The following is a 17391-nucleotide window of genomic DNA, read 5'->3' as shown; positions in this document are numbered from 1 at the left end:
GGGTACGGCGACTGTTAACTCAATGCAGGATCTGGCTGAGGAACAGTTTAGTGCGGTCGCTTTGCGGGTTATCGAAGAAGTCGTTCGGGGCGGCCTGTTCGACGATCTCGCCTTTGTCCATGAAAATCACGCGGTTGGCCACGGTGCGGGCGAAGCCCATTTCGTGGGTAACGCAGAGCATGGTCATGCCCTCTTCCGCCAGGCCGACCATGGTGTCCAGCACCTCTTTGACCATTTCCGGGTCAAGGGCCGAGGTGGGTTCGTCGAACAGCATGATCTTCGGTTTCATGCACAGTGCCCGGGCGATGGCCACGCGCTGCTGCTGACCACCCGAGAGCTGACCCGGGTATTTGTGGGCCTGTTCCGGGATGCGCACGCGCTCAAGGTAGTGCATGGCGATTTCTTCGGCTTTTTTCTTCGGCATCTTGCGCACCCACATCGGGGCCAGCGTGCAGTTCTGCAGGATGGTCAGGTGCGGGAACAGGTTGAAGTGCTGGAACACCATGCCGACTTCGCGGCGGATGGTCTCGATCTGCTTCAGGTCTGAAGTCAGTTCGGTGCCGTCGACGATGATGCGGCCTTGCTGGTGCTCTTCCAGGCGATTGAGGCACCGAATAGTGGTCGATTTACCTGAGCCCGACGGGCCGCACAGGACGATGCGCTCGCCCTGACGCACGTTCAGGTTGATGTCTTTGAGTACGTGGAACTGGCCGTACCATTTGTGTACGCCTTCCATCCGGATCATGCCTTCGGCGCCCAGAGGCTTGCTGATAGCTTCACTCATCACTTAACTCCTAACGCTTGTGGCCTGTGTCCAACTTACGCTCCAAGTGCATGGAGTAGCGGGACATACCGAAACAGAAGATCCAGAACACCAGGGCTGCGAACACGTAGCCCTCGGTTGCCATACCGAGCCAGTTCGGGTCGGCGGCGGCTTGTTTGACGCTGTTGAGCAGATCGAACAGCCCGATGATGATCACCAGACTGGTGTCCTTGAACAATGCGATCACGGTGTTGACCAGCCCCGGAATCACCAGCTTCAGGGCTTGCGGCAAAATCACCAGGCCCATGCGACGCCAGTAGCCCAGGCCCATGGCCGCAGCGGCCTCATACTGGCCTTTCGGAATGGCCTGCATGCCGCCACGTACCACCTCGGCCACGTAGGCCGACTGGAACATGATCACGCCGATCAGGGCGCGCAACAGCTTGTCGAAGTTCATGCCTTCGGGCAGAAACAGCGGCAGCATCACCGAGGACATGAACAGCACGGTAATCAGCGGAACGCCACGCCAGAACTCGATGAAGGTGACGCAGATCACCCGAATCGCGGGCAAATCGGAACGACGCCCCAGGGCAAGAATCACTCCCAGCGGCAGCGCACCGGCGATACCCACGGTGGCGATGACCAGGGTCAGCATCAGGCCGCCCCATTGGCTGGTCGCCACTTCGGCCATGCCGAACAGCCCGCCGTGCAGCAGGAAGAACGCCACGATCGGGTAGATCACGAGAAAACTCAGGCCGTAGATCGCCTTGCGCGGCACTGCTTTGATAAACAACGGCGCAGCGCCGATGATTGCCAGCCAGACGGTCAGGTCTACCCTCCAGCGCAGCGCTTGAGGATAGTAGCCGTACATGAACTGGCCGAAGCGCTGCTCGATGAACACCCAGCAGGCGCCCGCCTTGGTGCAGTCGGCCCGCGTAGTACCGACCCAGTTGGCATCGAAGATTGCCCAGCTCAACAGCGGCGGGACCACCAGCCAGATCAGGTAGATCGCGAACAGCGTCAGCAGGGTGTTGATCCAGTTCGAGAACAGGTTCTGACGGATCCATGCCACCGGGCCGAAGACTTTGCTCGGCGGCGGCATGTCAGGTTTGAAAGTATGGGATGTCATGCGCGTGTCCTCACCGCTCGATCAGCGCAATGCGCTTGTTGTACCAGTTCATCAGCAAGGAGATGCTGATGCTGATCGCCAGGTAGACGCTCATGGTGATGGCAATCACTTCGATGGCCTGACCGGTCTGGTTGAGTACCGTACCGGCGAACAGCGACACCATTTCCGGGTAACCGATACCGGCCGCCAGCGAAGAGTTTTTCGCCAGGTTGAGGTACTGGCTGGTCAGCGGCGGAATGATCACGCGCAGCGCTTGTGGAATGATCACCTTGCGCAAGGTTGGCCCTGGCCGCAGGCCCAGCGAGCGAGCCGCCTCGGTCTGACCATGGCTGACTGACTTGATACCCGAGCGGACGATTTCGGCGATGAACGCTGCGGTATAAACGGTCAATGCCAGCGTCAGCGCCAGCAATTCAGGGATCAGGACCCAGCCGCCCACGAAGTTGAAGCCTTTGAGCTCCGGCAATTCCCAATGCACGGGCGCACCGAAGATCAGTGCACACAACGCTGGAATCACGATGAACAACGCCAGGCCCGCCCAGAACTTATGGAACGGCACGCCCGTCTCGTCGAAGCGCTTGTTCGCCCACTTCGCCATGAACACGATGGCGACGATAGCCAGCACAACGCTGATCACGAACGGCAGGGTCGCGTCGTTGGTGATCGCGGCCGGCATATTCAAGCCACGGCTGCTGACGAAGAACGAGCCCAGGAAACCATGCGCTGCACGAGGGCCGGGCAAGGTCAGGAAGACAGCGAAATACCAGAACAGGATCTGCAGCAGCGGCGGAATGTTACGGAACACTTCGACGTAAACGGTTGCCAGCTTGTTGATGATCCAGTTGTTGGACAGCCGCGCCACCCCCACGATGAAGCCCAGGAGCGTCGCGAGAATCACGCCGATGAAGGTAACCAGCAGCGTGTTGAGCAAACCGATGACGAAAACCCGCGCGTAGGAGTCCGATTCCGTGAACGGAATCAAATGTTGCGCGATGCCGAAGCCGGCACTGTTTTCAAGGAAACCGAAACCGGAGGTGATGCCCCGGTGTTGCAGGTTGGTCTGGGTGTTATCGAACAGATACCAACCCATCGCGACTACCGCGATAACCGTGATTATCTGGAATAGCCACGCACGCACTTTAGGGTCGCTGAGGGATAGCCTCTGCTTGGGTGCGCTGATCTGATTTTGCATGGGAGTGCCCCGGAAGAAATGCAACGAAGTGCCCGGCTGCGCATCACGCGGCCGGGCACAGGTCCATCAACGTACTGGTGGTGCGTATTGAATGCCGCCGTTGGTCCACAGGGCGTTCATGCCACGGTCGATTTCCAGAGGCGTGGTTTTGCCCAGGTTTTTCTCGAAGATTTCGCCGTAGTTGCCGACTTGGGAAACGATCTTGACGACCCAGTCCTTCGGCAGTTTCAGCTGCGGACCGTACTCACCGTCAGCGCCCAGCAAACGAGCGACGTCAGGGTTTTTGGTCGACTTGGCTTCAGCTTCGACGTTCTTGGAGGTCACGCCTGCTTCTTCAGTGTTCAGCAGTGCGTAGCCGACCCAGCGAACGATCTCGGCCCACTCTTCGTCACCGCGACGCACGACCGGCGCCAGAGGCTCCTTGGAGATGGTCTCAGGCAGAACGACGTAGTCTTTTGGCGAGGCCAGTTTGGAGCGTTGTGCGTAGAGTTGCGATTTGTCGGAGGTCAGTACGTCGCAACGACCGGATTCCAGCGACTTGGCGCTTTCGTCGGAGGTGTCGAAGGTGATCGGGGTGTATTTCAGGCCGTTGGAACGGAAGTAGTCCGACACGTTCAGCTCGGTGGTGGTACCGGCTTGAATACAGATGGTCGCACCGTCCAGTTCCTTCGCGCTCTTGACGCCCAGCTTGCTGTTGGCCAGGAAGCCAACGCCGTCGTAATAGGTCACGAAGCCTGGGAACACCAGACCCATGCTCGCATCGCGGGAGCTGGTCCAGGTGGTGTTGCGGGACAGGATGTCAATCTCGCCCGATTGCAGCGCGGTGAAACGCTCTTTGGCGTTCAACTGGCTGAATTTGACTTTCTTGGCATCGCCAAACACGGCAGCAGCTACAGCACGGCAAACGTCGGCGTCGATACCAACGATGGTGCCTTTTGCATCGGGCACCGAGAAACCCGGCAGACCGTCGCTCACACCGCACTGAATGAAGCCTTTCTTCTGAATGGCGTCCAGTGTCGCACCCGCCTGGGCGAAACTGCTGACACCGAGTGCTGCTGCGGCGGCCACTACAGCCAGGGTGGATTTCAACATCTTCATTCAAACCTCCAGTTTGCCCTTTGTTGTGTAAGGAGCTTTAGCCCCGTCGCACCCTTGTGAGGCATTAATGACCCGTGTTGGCTTGATTTTGGGTCATGCGACGTGAGACCCGGATCTTTTCCGTGCCGCTGGCATCATGCTGCTGCGCCGGTCGGATTCCATAGGGTCAAGCGGACTGAAGCCCCCTGATGTCCCGCAACGCGAGGTTACGGGCAAATCGTGCCAGGCATCCGCTTCACGGACCCCGTGCTGCCCCGGCGTCACACCAGACTGCATCATTGATGGCCTGATAGTGTTACCGCCCGAGGTGAGCGCCTTCACTCCGACGGTCTTATAGCAAAGCGCGTACCATCATGGTGGCAATGTCAAATTAGCGACAGGTCAAGATGTAAACTTGTAACCTTGCGACATCTTCTTTCATATACCGCGATGACCGCGCACAACCTTGAAGCATGGCGCCAAAGTCATCGCACACAAATGGAGCAAGCATGAGTGAACCCCTGATTATCCAGCCTGAAAAACCAGCGGATGCTTGCGTCATCTGGCTGCACGGCCTGGGTGCCGACCGTTATGACTTCATGCCCGTCGCGGAAGCGCTGCAACAGCGGTTGCTCACGACGCGCTTCGTGTTGCCCCAGGCGCCTACCCGCCCTGTTACCGTCAACGGCGGCTACGAAATGCCGAGTTGGTACGACATCAAGGCCATGAGCCCGGCGCGGGCCATCGATCGCGATCAGTTGGAAGCCTCGGCGCAGCACGTGATTGCATTGATCGAGCAGCAACGGGACAGCGGCATCGACCCTGCGCGGATCTTTCTCGCGGGCTTTTCCCAAGGAGGCGCGGTGGTTTTACACGCGGCTTTCTTGCGATGGGAAGGCCCGTTGGGGGGTGTACTCGCGCTGTCTACCTACGCTCCCACCTTCAGCGATGACATGAACTTGTCAGCGAGCCAGCAGCGCATTCCGGTGTATTGCTTGCATGGCCATTACGACGAAGTGGTTCAGAACGCCATGGGACGGACGGCCTATGAGCAATTGAAGGCTCAAGGCGTCACCGCGTCATGGCAGGAATACCCAATGGGCCACGAAGTGTTACCGCAGGAAATTAACGACATAGGCGCCTGGCTCGCAGATCGGCTGCATTGAAACCCAGCGCTTTCACTTTCTTTTTTCCTGCGGATTTGGTATGGCACTACGCCGCGCCGGGTTCTTGCTTTACACTGCCCGGCGTACACTCCTTAATCAATCGACGAGATGACCGTGCTCAAAGCACTTAAAAAGATGTTCGGCAAGAGCGAGGCTGAGCCACTCGCGCCAGCAGTCCACCTCCCCGCCGCTCCAAACCCGACTGAAGCCGCCCCCCGGGAAGCCGCGACGCCCGTCGCCAACCCTGCGCAGGCCGAAACACAGGCCAAGTCAGCGCCCTCACGGCAAAAGACCGAACGCCCCCGTCGCGAGCGCGTACCCAAGCCAACCGTGGCGCCTTGGAAACTGGAAGACTTCGTGGTTGAGCCGCAAGAAGGCAAAACCCGCTTCCACGACTTCCCCCTCGCCCCCGAACTGATGCATGCCATCCAGGACCTGGGCTTCCCCTACTGCACGCCGATCCAGGCGGGTGTGCTGGGCTATACCCTCAAGGGCCAGGACGCCATCGGACGCGCCCAGACAGGAACGGGAAAAACCGCCGCGTTCCTGGTTTCGATCATCACGCAATTGACCCAGACGCCGCCGCCAAAGGAACGTTACATGGGCGAGCCCCGGGCGCTGATCATCGCGCCCACCCGCGAGCTGGTGGTGCAGATCGCCAAGGATGCCGCCGCGCTGACCAAATACACCCAGTTGAACGTCATGACATTCGTCGGTGGCATGGACTTCGACAAGCAACTCAAACAGCTCGAAGCCAGGCACTGCGACATTCTCGTGGCCACACCAGGCCGCTTGCTGGACTTCAACCAGCGTGGCGAAGTGCATTTGGACATGGTCGAAGTGATGGTGCTGGACGAGGCCGACCGGATGCTGGACATGGGTTTCATCCCTCAAGTGCGTCAGATCATTCGCCAGACGCCGCCGAAAAGCGAACGCCAGACTTTGCTGTTTTCTGCGACCTTCACGGACGACGTGATGAATCTGGCGAAACAATGGACGACCAACCCGGCGATCGTCGAGATCGAAGCCGAGAACGTTGCCAGCGACAACGTCGAGCAGCACGTCTATGCCGTCGCAGCAGCGGACAAATACAAGCTGCTCTACAACCTGGTCAACGACAACGGCTGGGAGCGCGTGATGGTGTTCGCCAACCGCAAGGACGAAGTGCGCCGCATCGAGGAGCGCCTTGTGCGTGACGGCGTCAATGCCGCGCAGCTTTCCGGCGATGTCCCGCAGCACAAACGCATCAAGACCCTTGAAGGGTTCCGGGAGGGCAAGATCCGCGTGCTCGTCGCCACCGACGTCGCTGGGCGCGGGATCCACATCGATGGCATCAGCCACGTGATCAACTTCACCCTGCCCGAAGTACCGGACGACTACGTACACCGGATCGGCCGCACCGGTCGGGCGGGTGCCGAAGGCGTTTCCATCAGTTTTGCTGGCGAAGACGACTCGTATCAGTTGCCGGCGATCGAAGAAAAGCTCGGGCGCAAGATCAGCTGCGAAATGCCGCCCACTGAGCTCCTGAGGGCGGTGGTGCGTAAGCAGAAGGCACAGCCTGCTTCTGAATAACGCCCACTGTCTGTAGGAGCGCGCTTGCCCACGATGGTGTTACGTCTGCAACGATTGAGTTGTCTGACAGTACGCCATCGCGGGCGAGCGCGCTCCTACACAAGGGAGAGCTAAAGCTCGGTAGTCTTCCACCGCTCTGCGGCCTGATGGTCGCTGTCCCGCCCTTCCACCCAGCGCGGGCCTTCTGACGTGTTTTCCTTCTTCCAGAACGGCGCGCGGGTTTTGAGATAGTCCATCACGAAATCACAGGCTTCGAACGCCGCCTGCCGATGGGCGCTGGCCACCCCGACGAACACGATCGGCTCGCCTGGTTGCAGCTCGCCGATCCGGTGCAGCACCTCTATTTTCAACAACGGCCAACGCTGCCGGGCTTCCTCGACAATCCGCGACAGGGCCTTTTCCGTCATGCCTGGATAATGCTCGAGGAACATGCCCGCCACGTCGCGACCCTCGTTGAAATCGCGCACGTAGCCCACGAAGCTCACCACTGCGCCGACGCCAACATTGGCATCGTGCATCGCATTGACTTCGGCGCCCGGATCGAACGCCGCAGCCTGCACACGAATCGCCATGATCAGCCTCCGGTCACGGTCGGGAAAAACGCCACTTCATCACCCTGCTCGACCGGTTCACTCAGCGAGCACAATTCCTGATTGCGAGCGCACATGATGCTTTGCTCGCTCAGCACGTCCCAGACGCCGCCGCGTTGCAGCAAATGTTGCCGCACGGCATCCACCGTAGCGAAAGCACCGTCGAGGGTCTCGCTCTCCACGCCCAATGTTTCGCGGAAACGGGCGAAGTATTGGACCTGAACATGAATGCTCATCTTGCCCCCTCCGCGTCACCGGCAACGAAATGGCCACTCTTGCCGCCCAGCTTCTCTAGCAGCCGGATGTGCTCGATGACCATGCCACGGTCGACCGCCTTGCACATGTCGTAGAGGGTCAGCGCAGCGACACTGGCAGCGGTCAGCGCCTCCATTTCCACACCGGTCTGCCCAGACAGCTTGCAGCGGGAAACGATGTGAACGGTATCGGCGCCTTCTGCATTGAGCTCCACCTTGACGCTGGTCAGCATCAGGGGATGGCACAAGGGGATCAGGTCACTGGTTTTCTTCGCTGCCTGGATACCTGCGATTCGCGCGACGGCAAATACATCCCCTTTTGGATGAGCACCGTCGACGATCATTTGCAGCGTTTCAGGCAACATGCGCACGCGCGCTTCGGCCACGGCTTCACGGGACGTCACCGCCTTGTCAGTGACGTCGACCATGTTGGCGCGGCCTTGGGAATCGAGATGGGTAAGCACAGGATGGCTCCGGGACCAGGAGTCGGGATTGTAAACCCAAACGCAGAGGTGCGGCTTTCCGATTGTGGAAGCGCGCTTGCCCGCGACTACGGTGCGTCAGCGACACTTTCGTCGTTTGACACTGCGCAAATCGCGGGCAAGCGCGTTCCTACAGGTTAATCGTCAAGCCGTTTTGAGCCTTACAAATGACTCTCTGCATACTCGGCCAGTATGGAGCGTGGCACCCCTTGCAGAGTGATGTGCACGCCGTTGGGGAAATCCTTGAAGCGCTCCGTCAAGTAGGTCAGCCCTGAACTCGTGGCCGACAGGTAAGGGGTGTCGATCTGCGCCAGGTTACCCAGGCAGACCACCTTGGAACCGGCACCGGCACGGGTGATGATGGTTTTCATCTGATGCGGGGTGAGGTTCTGGCATTCGTCGATCAGGATCAGGCTTTGCTGGAAACTGCGGCCTCGAATGTAGTTGAGGGACTTGAACTGCAACGGCACCTTGCTGAGGATGTAATCGACACTGCCATGGGTGTTTTCGTCATCCATGTGCAGTGCTTCCAGGTTATCGGTGATCGCGCCCAGCCATGGCTCCATCTTCTCCGCTTCGGTGCCCGGCAAAAAGCCGATTTCCTGGTCCAGCCCTTGCACACTGCGGGTGGCGATGATGCGGCGGTAACGTTTGCTGACCATGGTCTGCTCGATGGCAGCGGCCAGTGCCAGAATGGTCTTGCCCGAGCCCGCGGCGCCAGACAGGTTGACCAGGTGAATGTCTGGGTCCAGCAAGGCAAACAGCGCCAGCCCCTGATAAATGTCACGAGGTTTCAGCCCCCAGGCTTCCTGATGCAGCAGCGGCTCCTGGTGCATGTCCAGCAACACGATTTCATCGGCCTTCACTCCCTTGACCCATCCGACGAACCCCTGCTCATCGATGATGAATTCATTGATGTGCACGGCCGGTATCTGCTCGTTCATCTGCACTTTGTGCCAGGTCCGCCCGTGATCCTGCCGGGTGTCGACCTTGCTCACGCGATCCCAGAATGAACCGCTCAGCGTATGGTAGCCGCGGGACAGCAAGGACACGTCATCGACCAACTGGTCAGTGCTGTAGTCCTCGGCCGCGATACCACAGGCGCGCGCCTTGAGGCGCATGTTGATGTCTTTGGTGACCAGCACGATGCGCGTGTCCTTTTTACGTGCATGCAGGTCGATCAACTGGTTGATGATGATGTTGTCGTTCAGGTGCTCGGGCAGAAGGCTGTTAGGCTCTTCACGCTTGTTCATCAGGATGGACAGATAACCCTTGAACACCCCCGTACCCCGATCGATGGGTACGCCTCGCTCGACCTCCTCCGGGGTCGCTTCGCCGAGTGTCTTGTCGATCAGCCGAATCGCCTGGCGGCATTCAGCGGCGACCGAGTGCTTGCCCGCCTTGAGCTTGTCCAGTTCTTCCAGGACCGTCATGGGGAGTGCAACGTGATGTTCTTCGAAATTCAGCAGTGCGTTTGGATCGTGAATCAGGACATTGGTATCGAGCACGTAGAGGATTGGCTGGTTAAAGGAAGGGCTGCGTCCGTGGTCATCCATACTCGCTCACCTTTGTAGTCGCCAGATAACGCGGCACACTGACGATGCCGCGCCTGAAGGCCGCCGAGGTTCTCACCTTAAGGCAGGAGAGAAATGCGCAAAGTGGGGTCTGGGTGACGCCACCTGTGTTGCAGGGTTCGGCGGTCTGTTGTCGTAATACCGCAAAACCGATGACATGAAAAAGCGTTTTGAGCGCATTTTGAAGTTTATTTCACAGCATGACGAATAGCCCTTGGCGGATCCGCCACACCCGTTTACAGTCGGAAGTCCGGTCGAAGGGAAATCCTGAAAAAACTCGACGCGGCCCTCTCCTATCCCGTTCTTCTATCCCCTGTTTCCGGGCTGTTCAGCCTGTGTATCGGCGCCTGGCGCCTGCGCTTCCTCCTGCTCGTCGGCGGGCTCGTCAGGGTCGTCATCTTCAGGCTCATCGGGATCGGCTTCGTCCGACAGCTGCTGTGGATAAATATGACAGTCTTCCCACTGAATACCGCTTTGGGCAGTGTTGGCCATCAGCCATGGCACCGCTTGTTGCGCTTTGTCCGCACTGTCATGAAAGACGACGTTGCCACGACGCCACAACAGCATCAGGGTCAGCACCCGATTCGCCGCCTGCTCGGCACTGATGCGCCCCGTGGCGTCCTGAGAGTCGATATTCCACAGCGAAACACGCAGCTCCTGCTCGCGGAAAAAGGTCGCGCTGTCCGCCCGGCGATGCCCGTAAGGAGGACGGAACAACGGCACGAAGTTGTCCGGCAACACTTGCTGCACCAGCGCAGCGCTTCGCTCAATGGAATCTTGCCAGCCATTCCAGTGCGCATGTGAGCGGTATTCCCAACCCTGAAGACCCACGCATTGCTGGCGATATACGCGTTGCAAGGCTTGCGGTGTGCTGTTTTGCACCCGACTCTGGAGCGGTTTGCCCAGCACGAAGAACGTGGCGTTGATGTTCTGTTGCCGCATGAAGTCGGCCAGCCAGTCCGTGGCGCCATCGACGGCCGACGGCCCGCTCTCGAAATTGAGTAGAAAGGTGCGGTCCGGCATTTCCTCGCCGCTCAGCTCATCGGAGTTGTAGCGTTCGATTTCGCTGCTGGTTTGCGGAAACAGGGCCGCCATGCGCAGCAGCTCATTGAGGTAGCGCTGGTTGAAGGCATCGGCGGGTGCTGCCCAAGGCGCATAAAAGGAGTCATCGGCGACTTTGTATTCACTCGCGCGCTGTCGCAGCATCGGGACATCGTCCACCAGCACACAGAAAGAGGCGTCTGCTTCGCAGGATTTTTCAGCGGCTTTCCAGTTTTCGAACAGACGGGTCCACAAGCGCGTGCGCACGACGTTGATCGTCTGAATGTTGATCTGCCTCAAGCCCAACCGATCAGCGAGCTGTGTATCGCCAAGGCCCTCGCTCTCGAACAATTGATGGGCGAAGCTGAGGATCTGCGCGCGGGAGGCGACATCGAATAACTGCGGCGTGTCCAACGCTTCAGGCCAGACGCTGCGGTCGATGATGGCGATATCACCGGTAGCGGCGTGAGCATTGAGGCCCATCAGACAGGCACCGATCAATAACAGCTTGCGCAAGCCACGTGCTCCCAATCCTTGAACGAAGAGGCCAAAACCAGCGGGGCACTATAGCGGATTTGGCCAAGGCCAGCCGCAGTAGCGAACAGAAACGGCCTTCAGCCCACAGGGCTATCGCCACCATAGCTGGAGTCAGTCACGCACAACCCCTAGAATCGCCCCACGATCAAAGGAGACGACCCCATGCTGATGGTGATATCCCCAGCGAAAACCCTCGATTTCGAAACGCCCCCGACCACCGAGCGCTTTACCCAGCCGCAGTACCTGGATCACTCTCAAGAACTGATCACCCAATTGCGCGAACTGACCCCGATGCAAATCGGTGAACTGATGCACCTGTCCGAAAAACTCTCCGGCCTCAACGCCGCACGCTTCGGCAGTTGGACCCCGGCCTTCACCCCTGAGAATGCCAAGCAAGCCATCCTCGCCTTCAAAGGCGACGTTTACACCGGCCTCGACGCCGAAACCCTCGCCGACAGCGACCTCGATTACGCCCAACAGCACCTGCGCATGCTCTCCGGTCTCTACGGGCTGCTGCGACCATTGGACCTGATGCAGCCCTATCGCCTGGAAATGGGCACTAAACTGGCCAACGCCCGCGGCAAAGACCTCTATGCCTTCTGGGGCACACTCATCAGCGAATGGCTCAACGAGGCGCTGGCTGAACAAGGCGACGACGTCTTGCTCAACCTCGCATCCAACGAATATTTCTCCGCCGTCAAACGCCCGGCCCTCAAAGCCCGCGTCATCGACACTGAATTCCGTGACCAGAAAAACGGGCAGTACAAAATCATTAGCTTTTACGCCAAAAAAGCCCGCGGGATGATGAGCCGCTTCGTGATCAGCGAGCGTATCGAAAAGCCCGAACATTTAAAGCAGTTCGATGTACAGGGCTATCGGTTCGCCAAATCGCTATCGAGCGCGGACAAGCTGGTGTTTCTGCGGGATGAGGCCGACGCCTAGCCGCTCCGAGCAGGTGCGTCCAAGCGTGGCGCACCCTCCTCGCAAAATCCCTGCTCCCGACACACGCACTAGAGCGGCCATCACCATCATTCCCCTTCTTTCTTCTAAAGTGCCAAGCGCTGAAGTTCCGTTTTGCCGTTTATGCCAGACGAACGGCGCAGGCGTCAGAAGCTCGCCGCCAATAAACAGTCATGGCGCAGGTCCCCGAACTTTTTCTCAAAAATTTAACACTGGGATTGCCCACCATTCGTCTCCAGATTTTCACTAGTGGCACTTTTGCCCTAACTAGGGCCAACCCCTTCTAGATAAAGGGGGAAACGGTAAGTGCTATCAAAGTGCAACCATCAAACATCGACGCAGTGTTTCAAAAAATCTCAAAAAGAGGACAGACGGCCAGGAACTTCTGGGGAAACCTTGCGTTCCTACATCCCGTAACAATTCTCGCCCCCTCTGTGAGACATCTCTTACAAGGACTAGCGATAGATCTGGAAGTTGAGGTTCAACATAGTTAGGCACTTCGTCTAAATGGTTCGTGCAAGGAGAGAACGCACCAAACTAGTTGAGTTAAACGAGCAAGCACCAAAAGGGTGCCTTTAGCCACTGACGAGCGAGGCAAGACTGCATCATGGCCCAAAGCCCTGGTCCAGAGGCCCGCCAGGGACTCGCAAACACCCGCTGGAGTGCTATGCCATATCCCAGATCGGGAACGCATACAACTATGTATGGGTTACTCGACGCGTGTAATCGTTAGTATTAGAGCCCGCCTCATATATTCAGGCCGCTCAACTTTAAATTCTGCCTGTGCTTGTATCACGACATTAACGTGCCGTGCGAACGAGTGCGCGAAGCATGTAAGAAAGTTCTTATATCCAGCCAACTAAATGGCATAAAAATCGAGGAGATTACGATGCGTATTAGCATCTTTGGTTTGGGCTATGTCGGTGCAGTCTGTGCTGGTTGCCTCTCGGCGCGTGGTCATGATGTGGTCGGTGTGGACATTTCCAGCGCCAAGATCGATCTGATCAACCAGGGTAAATCTCCGATTGTGGAGCCAGGCTTGGGCGAGCTTCTGGAGGACGGTATCAAGACCGGCCGACTGCGCGGAACGACTGATTTTTCCGAGGCCATTCGTGCCACTGACCTGTCGATGATCTGCGTCGGCACGCCAAGCAAGAAGAACGGCGATCTGGAACTGGACTTCATCGAATCCGTCTGCCGCGAAATCGGTTTCGTGCTCCGCGAAAAGACCTCGCGCCACACCATCGTCGTGCGCAGCACCGTGCTGCCAGGCACCGTTGCCAACGTGGTCATCCCGATTCTGGAAGACTGCTCGGGCAAGAAAGCCGGCGTAGATTTCGGCGTTGCCGTCAACCCCGAATTCCTGCGTGAAAGCACCGCGATCAAAGACTACGACCATCCACCGATGACCGTCATCGGCGAGTTCGACAAAGCCTCCGGCGACGTTCTGCAATCGCTGTACGAAGAGCTCGATGCTCCGATCATCCGCAAGGACATCGCGGTCGCCGAGATGATCAAGTACACCTGCAACGTCTGGCATGCCACCAAAGTCACTTTCGCCAACGAAATCGGCAACATCGCCAAAGCGGTCGGCGTCGATGGCCGCGAAGTGATGGACGTGGTCTGCCAGGACAAGGCGCTGAACCTGTCCCAGTACTACATGCGCCCTGGCTTCGCGTTCGGCGGCTCCTGCCTGCCGAAAGACGTTCGCGCCCTGACCTACCGTGCCAGCTCGCTGGACGTCGAAGCCCCCCTGCTCAACTCGCTGATGCGCAGCAACGTGTCGCAGGTACAGAACGCGTTCGACATCGTCGCCGCCGCCGACACGCGCAAAGTGGCGCTGATGGGCCTGAGCTTCAAGGCGGGCACCGATGACCTGCGCGAAAGCCCACTGGTCGAACTGGCCGAAATGCTGATCGGGAAAGGCTTCGATCTGAGCATCTACGACGCAAACGTCGAGTACGCCCGCGTTCACGGTGCAAACAAGGATTACATCGAGTCCAAGATCCCTCACGTGTCATCGCTGCTCAATTCCGACTTCGACGCAGTGATCGACAACTCCGACGTCATCATCCTGGGCAACCGCGATGAGCGCTTCCGCGAACTGGCCAACAACGCGCCAGCCGGCAAGAAAGTCATCGACCTGGTGGGCTTCATGAAAGGCACCACCAGCGAAGACGGCCAGACCGAAGGCATCTGCTGGTAACGCAGCCGCAAGCTGCAAGTTTCAAGCGACACGTCAAGAGCCTGCTCCAGGTCTCGAGTCCAGCGCGTTCTGCCTGGGCTCGAGGCTTGAAGCTTGCGGCTTGCAACTGTTTTTTAGGGATGCAGATTATGAACGGGCTCAGACACGCCTTTCTTCAAGCCGCAGGTTGGCTGTTTTACTTGTGTTTGCTGGCGGTCATTGCGATGGCCCTGCCGAAATCGCTGTTCGACTCGCAGTCGAAAGACTTTATTTTTCTCGTCGGTATCGTCGGCATCTGGCGTTATTCGATGGGCGCAACGCACTTTGTGCGCGGCATGATTTTTCTCTACATCGTCTACCCGCATCTTCGCCGCAAGGTGCGCAAGTTGGGCAAGGCGGCCGATCCGTCTCACGTGTTCCTGATGGTCACCAGCTTCCGTATCGATGCGCTGACCACCGCCCAGGTATACAGCTCGGTCATTCAAGAGGCGATCGCCTGTGGCTTTCCAACCACGGTCGTCTGCTCGTTGGTGGAAAGGTCCGATGAGTTGCTGGTCAAGTCACTCTGGGCCAAGTACAACCCTCCCGCCCATGTCACCCTGGACTTCGTGCGCATCGCCGGTACCGGCAAGCGCGACGGGCTGGCGTACGGCTTCCGCGCCATTTCCCGCCACATGCCCGATGACCGTGCCGTGGTTGCCGTGATTGACGGCGACACCGTTCTGGCCGAAGGCGTGGTGAAAAAAACCGTGCCCTGGTTCCAGTTGTTCGGCAACGTCGGCGGCCTGACCACCAACGAATTCTGCGAAGTGCGTGGCGGCTACATCATGAGCGAGTGGCACAAGCTGCGCTTCGCCCAGCGTCACATCAACATGTGCTCCATGGCCCTGTCCAAGCGCGTGTTGACCATGACCGGCCGGATGTCCGTATTCCGCGCCAGTGTGGTGACCAATCCTGACTTCATCGCCGACGTCGAAAGCGACTCGCTGCAGCATTGGCGTCTGGGTCGTTTCAAGTTCTTGACCGGTGACGACAAATCCAGCTGGTTCAGCCTGATGCGTCTGGGTTACGACACGTTCTACGTGCCCGATGCGGCGATCAACACCGTCGAGCACCCGCCCGAAAAGAGTTTCCTCAAGGCCAGCCGCAAGCTCATGTACCGCTGGTACGGCAACAACCTGCGCCAGAACTCCCGTGCGCTGGGGCTCGGTGTCCGCCGCTTGGGCGTATTCACCAGCATCGTGCTGTTCGACCAGCGCGTGTCGATGTGGACATCCATTCTCGGCCTGACCGTCGCCCTGTTGGCCAGCTTCAAATACGGCATTGCATTTTTGCTGGCCTACTTGCTGTGGATCGGCATCACCCGCCTGATCCTCACCCTGCTGCTGTCGTGCAGCGGGCACCGCATCGGCCCGGCCTATCCAGTGATCCTCTATTACAACCAGATTGTCGGCGCACTGATGAAGATCTACGTGTTCTTCCGCCTCGACAAACAATCCTGGACCCGCCAGCCCACCGCTCTGAAACGGGACCTGGCCAGCTTTCAACAATGGTTCAACACCTGGTCTTCCCGAACCATGACTTTCTCGGCGGGCAGCATCTTCGTTGCCGTGCTGCTGACGTTGGTATGAAAAGGCTTTTGAGCAGCGCTCTGACAACACGTATGGATCAACCGATTAATCAGGAATTACCGTCATGAATACAGCCGTGAATGCAAACGTCGTCCATGAATCCGAAGCCCAGCGCCAGCACGCCCGGATCAAGATCCCAGCCAAGCTCCGCCTGCTCAACGGCCAGCCCAACGCGCCGCTGGTGCGCATCGAGGACCTGTCCGCTGGCGGCCTGAGCTACATCGCCCCTGCCAACCTGAAACCGCGCGTGGGTGACGTGATCAAGGGCCGCCTGCAGTTCCTGATCGATAACCTGGGCCTGGCCATGGACGTCGAACTGCTGGTTCGCGCCATCGATCCCGCCACGAACCGAATCGGCTGCCAATTCCAGCACCTCGAAGCGCAGGACATCGCAACCCTGCGCCACCTGATCACCTCTCACCTGTCGGGCGAGATCGTCAGCATGGGCGAGGTCCTCGCCACCCTGCAACGCGACAATTTCACCAAGGCCCGCAAGGTCAAGGACAACGGCAGCGGCCTGAGCGCGTTCGGCCGCCTGCGTGCAGTGACCTTCAGCGCCGGTATCTTCGTGGTCGGCCTGGCCGCCTTCGCATTCGTCGCCAAATCCGTCTACGGCATGTATTTCGTCAGCCACTCGACGTCGGGCCTGGTCAGTGTACCGACCATGGACGTGACCATGCCGCGCGAGGGCACCATGACCAGCCTGGTCGCTCCGAACGGTGATGTGGCCAAGGGCGCCCCGCTGGCCACCTTCAACACCAGCATGCTGGACATGCTCAAAGGCAATCTGGATCCGGATGAAATGCAACCGGCGAAGATCGAAGAGCTCTTCGGTCGCCAACTGGCCGGGACCATGACCAGCCCTTGCGACTGCATCGTCAGCAAGCAACTGGTCGCAGACGGCCAGTACGCAAGCAAAGGCCAGGTGATTTTCCAATTGGTGCCACGCAACACGGCCGCCACTGTCGATGCGCGCTTCACCTATCGCCAGTTCAACGATGTGCAGCCGGGCGCGCGCGTCAACTTCACCGTGGCCGGCGACGACACCACCCACAGCGGCAAAATCGTTAGCTCCACCGCGCTGAGCCCTGCCGACCTGTCCTCCGACCTGCGTGTGCAGATCCAGCCTGACGAATCCCTGAGCAGCACCCTGGCCGGGCGCCCCGTAGAAGTGGTCAGCGACCGCGGCCCTTCGCTGAACTGGCTGATCGATAAAGCCACTGCAGCAGGTCTCTGAT

The 17391-nt window shown here is 58.9% G+C and carries 14 protein-coding genes and 1 pseudogene; 6 read left to right on the top strand and 9 right to left on the bottom strand.

What is annotated here, in order from left to right; genetic code table 11:
- Positions 1-19: 19 nt before the first annotated feature.
- The 4 genes from N5D61_RS07835 to N5D61_RS07820 all read right to left on the bottom strand — a co-directional run bounded on the left by N5D61_RS07835 (position 20) and on the right by N5D61_RS07820 (position 4182).
- The gene (locus N5D61_RS07835) at positions 20-784 is read right to left on the bottom strand and encodes an amino acid ABC transporter ATP-binding protein (RefSeq protein WP_062386562.1); all 765 of its coding nucleotides are present in this window, start codon (positions 782-784) and stop codon (positions 20-22) included.
- Positions 785-794: 10 nt separating this feature from the next.
- Positions 795-1892 (bottom strand): amino acid ABC transporter permease, encoded by a 1098-nt coding sequence (locus N5D61_RS07830; protein ID WP_108236823.1) that lies wholly within the window; start codon positions 1890-1892, stop codon positions 795-797.
- Positions 1893-1902: 10 nt separating this feature from the next.
- Positions 1903-3084 carry an amino acid ABC transporter permease gene (locus tag N5D61_RS07825; protein WP_279891843.1) on the bottom strand — a complete coding sequence of 394 codons (1182 nt, stop codon included), beginning with the start codon at positions 3082-3084 and terminating at the stop codon, positions 1903-1905.
- Between the two features lie 66 nt (positions 3085-3150).
- Positions 3151-4182: an amino acid ABC transporter substrate-binding protein gene (locus N5D61_RS07820; protein ID WP_108236821.1), complete on the bottom strand. Its 1032-nt coding sequence runs from the start codon at positions 4180-4182 to the stop codon at positions 3151-3153.
- A gap of 488 nt (positions 4183-4670) precedes the next feature.
- Here N5D61_RS07820 and N5D61_RS07815 point away from each other — a divergent pair, with 488 nt between their 5' ends.
- The gene (locus N5D61_RS07815) at positions 4671-5327 is read left to right on the top strand and encodes an alpha/beta hydrolase (protein ID WP_279891839.1); all 657 of its coding nucleotides are present in this window, start codon (positions 4671-4673) and stop codon (positions 5325-5327) included.
- Between the two features lie 108 nt (positions 5328-5435).
- Positions 5436-6899: an ATP-dependent RNA helicase RhlB gene (gene rhlB, locus N5D61_RS07810; RefSeq protein ID WP_279891837.1), complete on the top strand. Its 1464-nt coding sequence runs from the start codon at positions 5436-5438 to the stop codon at positions 6897-6899.
- A gap of 110 nt (positions 6900-7009) precedes the next feature.
- Here the strand turns inward: rhlB and moaE are convergent, their stop codons facing one another.
- From moaE to N5D61_RS07785, 5 genes and pseudogenes are all read right to left on the bottom strand, one after another.
- The gene (gene moaE, locus N5D61_RS07805) at positions 7010-7471 is read right to left on the bottom strand and encodes a molybdopterin synthase catalytic subunit MoaE (RefSeq protein WP_108236818.1); all 462 of its coding nucleotides are present in this window, start codon (positions 7469-7471) and stop codon (positions 7010-7012) included.
- A 2-nt stretch (positions 7472-7473) separates the two neighbouring features.
- Positions 7474-7719, bottom strand: coding sequence for a MoaD/ThiS family protein (locus tag N5D61_RS07800; protein WP_108237037.1), 246 nt, complete (start codon positions 7717-7719; stop codon positions 7474-7476).
- A 2-nt stretch (positions 7720-7721) separates the two neighbouring features.
- Entirely contained in the window at positions 7722-8207 is a 486-nt protein-coding gene (gene moaC, locus N5D61_RS07795) for a cyclic pyranopterin monophosphate synthase MoaC (RefSeq protein WP_108236817.1), read from the bottom strand.
- A 179-nt stretch (positions 8208-8386) separates the two neighbouring features.
- Positions 8387-9781: a PhoH family protein gene (locus N5D61_RS07790; RefSeq protein ID WP_108236816.1), complete on the bottom strand. Its 1395-nt coding sequence runs from the start codon at positions 9779-9781 to the stop codon at positions 8387-8389.
- Between the two features lie 468 nt (positions 9782-10249).
- Positions 10250-11356, bottom strand: a pseudogene (locus N5D61_RS07785) (polysaccharide deacetylase family protein); the annotation flags it as partial.
- Between the two features lie 183 nt (positions 11357-11539).
- Between N5D61_RS07785 and yaaA the strand changes: the two are divergent.
- The 4 genes from yaaA to N5D61_RS07765 all read left to right on the top strand — a co-directional run bounded on the left by yaaA (position 11540) and on the right by N5D61_RS07765 (position 17390).
- On the top strand, positions 11540-12319 hold the full coding sequence (yaaA, locus tag N5D61_RS07780; protein WP_279891835.1) for a peroxide stress protein YaaA: 780 nt from the start codon (positions 11540-11542) through the stop codon (positions 12317-12319).
- Between the two features lie 907 nt (positions 12320-13226).
- The gene (locus N5D61_RS07775) at positions 13227-14543 is read left to right on the top strand and encodes a nucleotide sugar dehydrogenase (RefSeq protein ID WP_108236814.1); all 1317 of its coding nucleotides are present in this window, start codon (positions 13227-13229) and stop codon (positions 14541-14543) included.
- 128 nt (positions 14544-14671) lie between these two features.
- Positions 14672-16153 carry a mannuronan synthase gene (alg8, locus tag N5D61_RS07770; protein ID WP_279891833.1) on the top strand — a complete coding sequence of 494 codons (1482 nt, stop codon included), beginning with the start codon at positions 14672-14674 and terminating at the stop codon, positions 16151-16153.
- Between the two features lie 64 nt (positions 16154-16217).
- Entirely contained in the window at positions 16218-17390 is a 1173-nt protein-coding gene (locus tag N5D61_RS07765; protein WP_108236812.1) for an alginate biosynthesis protein Alg44, read from the top strand.
- Position 17391 lies beyond the last annotated feature (1 nt).

This window comes from Pseudomonas sp. GD03842 (assembly GCF_029841165.1).
In the GTDB taxonomy this organism is placed as follows: Bacteria; Pseudomonadota; Gammaproteobacteria; order Pseudomonadales; family Pseudomonadaceae; genus Aquipseudomonas.
This window is presented reverse-complemented; position numbering and strand designations above follow the sequence as displayed.

Coding starts and splice junctions, on each gene's coding strand:
- N5D61_RS07830 (WP_108236823.1), bottom strand. CDS start 1,892: ATGACATCCCATACTTTCAAACCTGACATGCCGCCGCCGAGCAAAGTC.
- moaE (WP_108236818.1), bottom strand. CDS start 7,471: ATGGCGATTCGTGTGCAGGCTGCGGCGTTCGATCCGGGCGCCGAAGTC.
- alg8 (WP_279891833.1), top strand. CDS start 14,672: ATGAACGGGCTCAGACACGCCTTTCTTCAAGCCGCAGGTTGGCTGTTT.
- N5D61_RS07765 (WP_108236812.1), top strand. CDS start 16,218: ATGAATACAGCCGTGAATGCAAACGTCGTCCATGAATCCGAAGCCCAG.
- N5D61_RS07820 (WP_108236821.1), bottom strand. CDS start 4,182: ATGAAGATGTTGAAATCCACCCTGGCTGTAGTGGCCGCCGCAGCAGCA.
- N5D61_RS07790 (WP_108236816.1), bottom strand. CDS start 9,781: ATGGATGACCACGGACGCAGCCCTTCCTTTAACCAGCCAATCCTCTAC.
- yaaA (WP_279891835.1), top strand. CDS start 11,540: ATGCTGATGGTGATATCCCCAGCGAAAACCCTCGATTTCGAAACGCCC.
- N5D61_RS07775 (WP_108236814.1), top strand. CDS start 13,227: ATGCGTATTAGCATCTTTGGTTTGGGCTATGTCGGTGCAGTCTGTGCT.
- N5D61_RS07825 (WP_279891843.1), bottom strand. CDS start 3,084: ATGCAAAATCAGATCAGCGCACCCAAGCAGAGGCTATCCCTCAGCGAC.
- N5D61_RS07835 (WP_062386562.1), bottom strand. CDS start 784: ATGAGTGAAGCTATCAGCAAGCCTCTGGGCGCCGAAGGCATGATCCGG.
- rhlB (WP_279891837.1), top strand. CDS start 5,436: ATGACCGTGCTCAAAGCACTTAAAAAGATGTTCGGCAAGAGCGAGGCT.
- N5D61_RS07815 (WP_279891839.1), top strand. CDS start 4,671: ATGAGTGAACCCCTGATTATCCAGCCTGAAAAACCAGCGGATGCTTGC.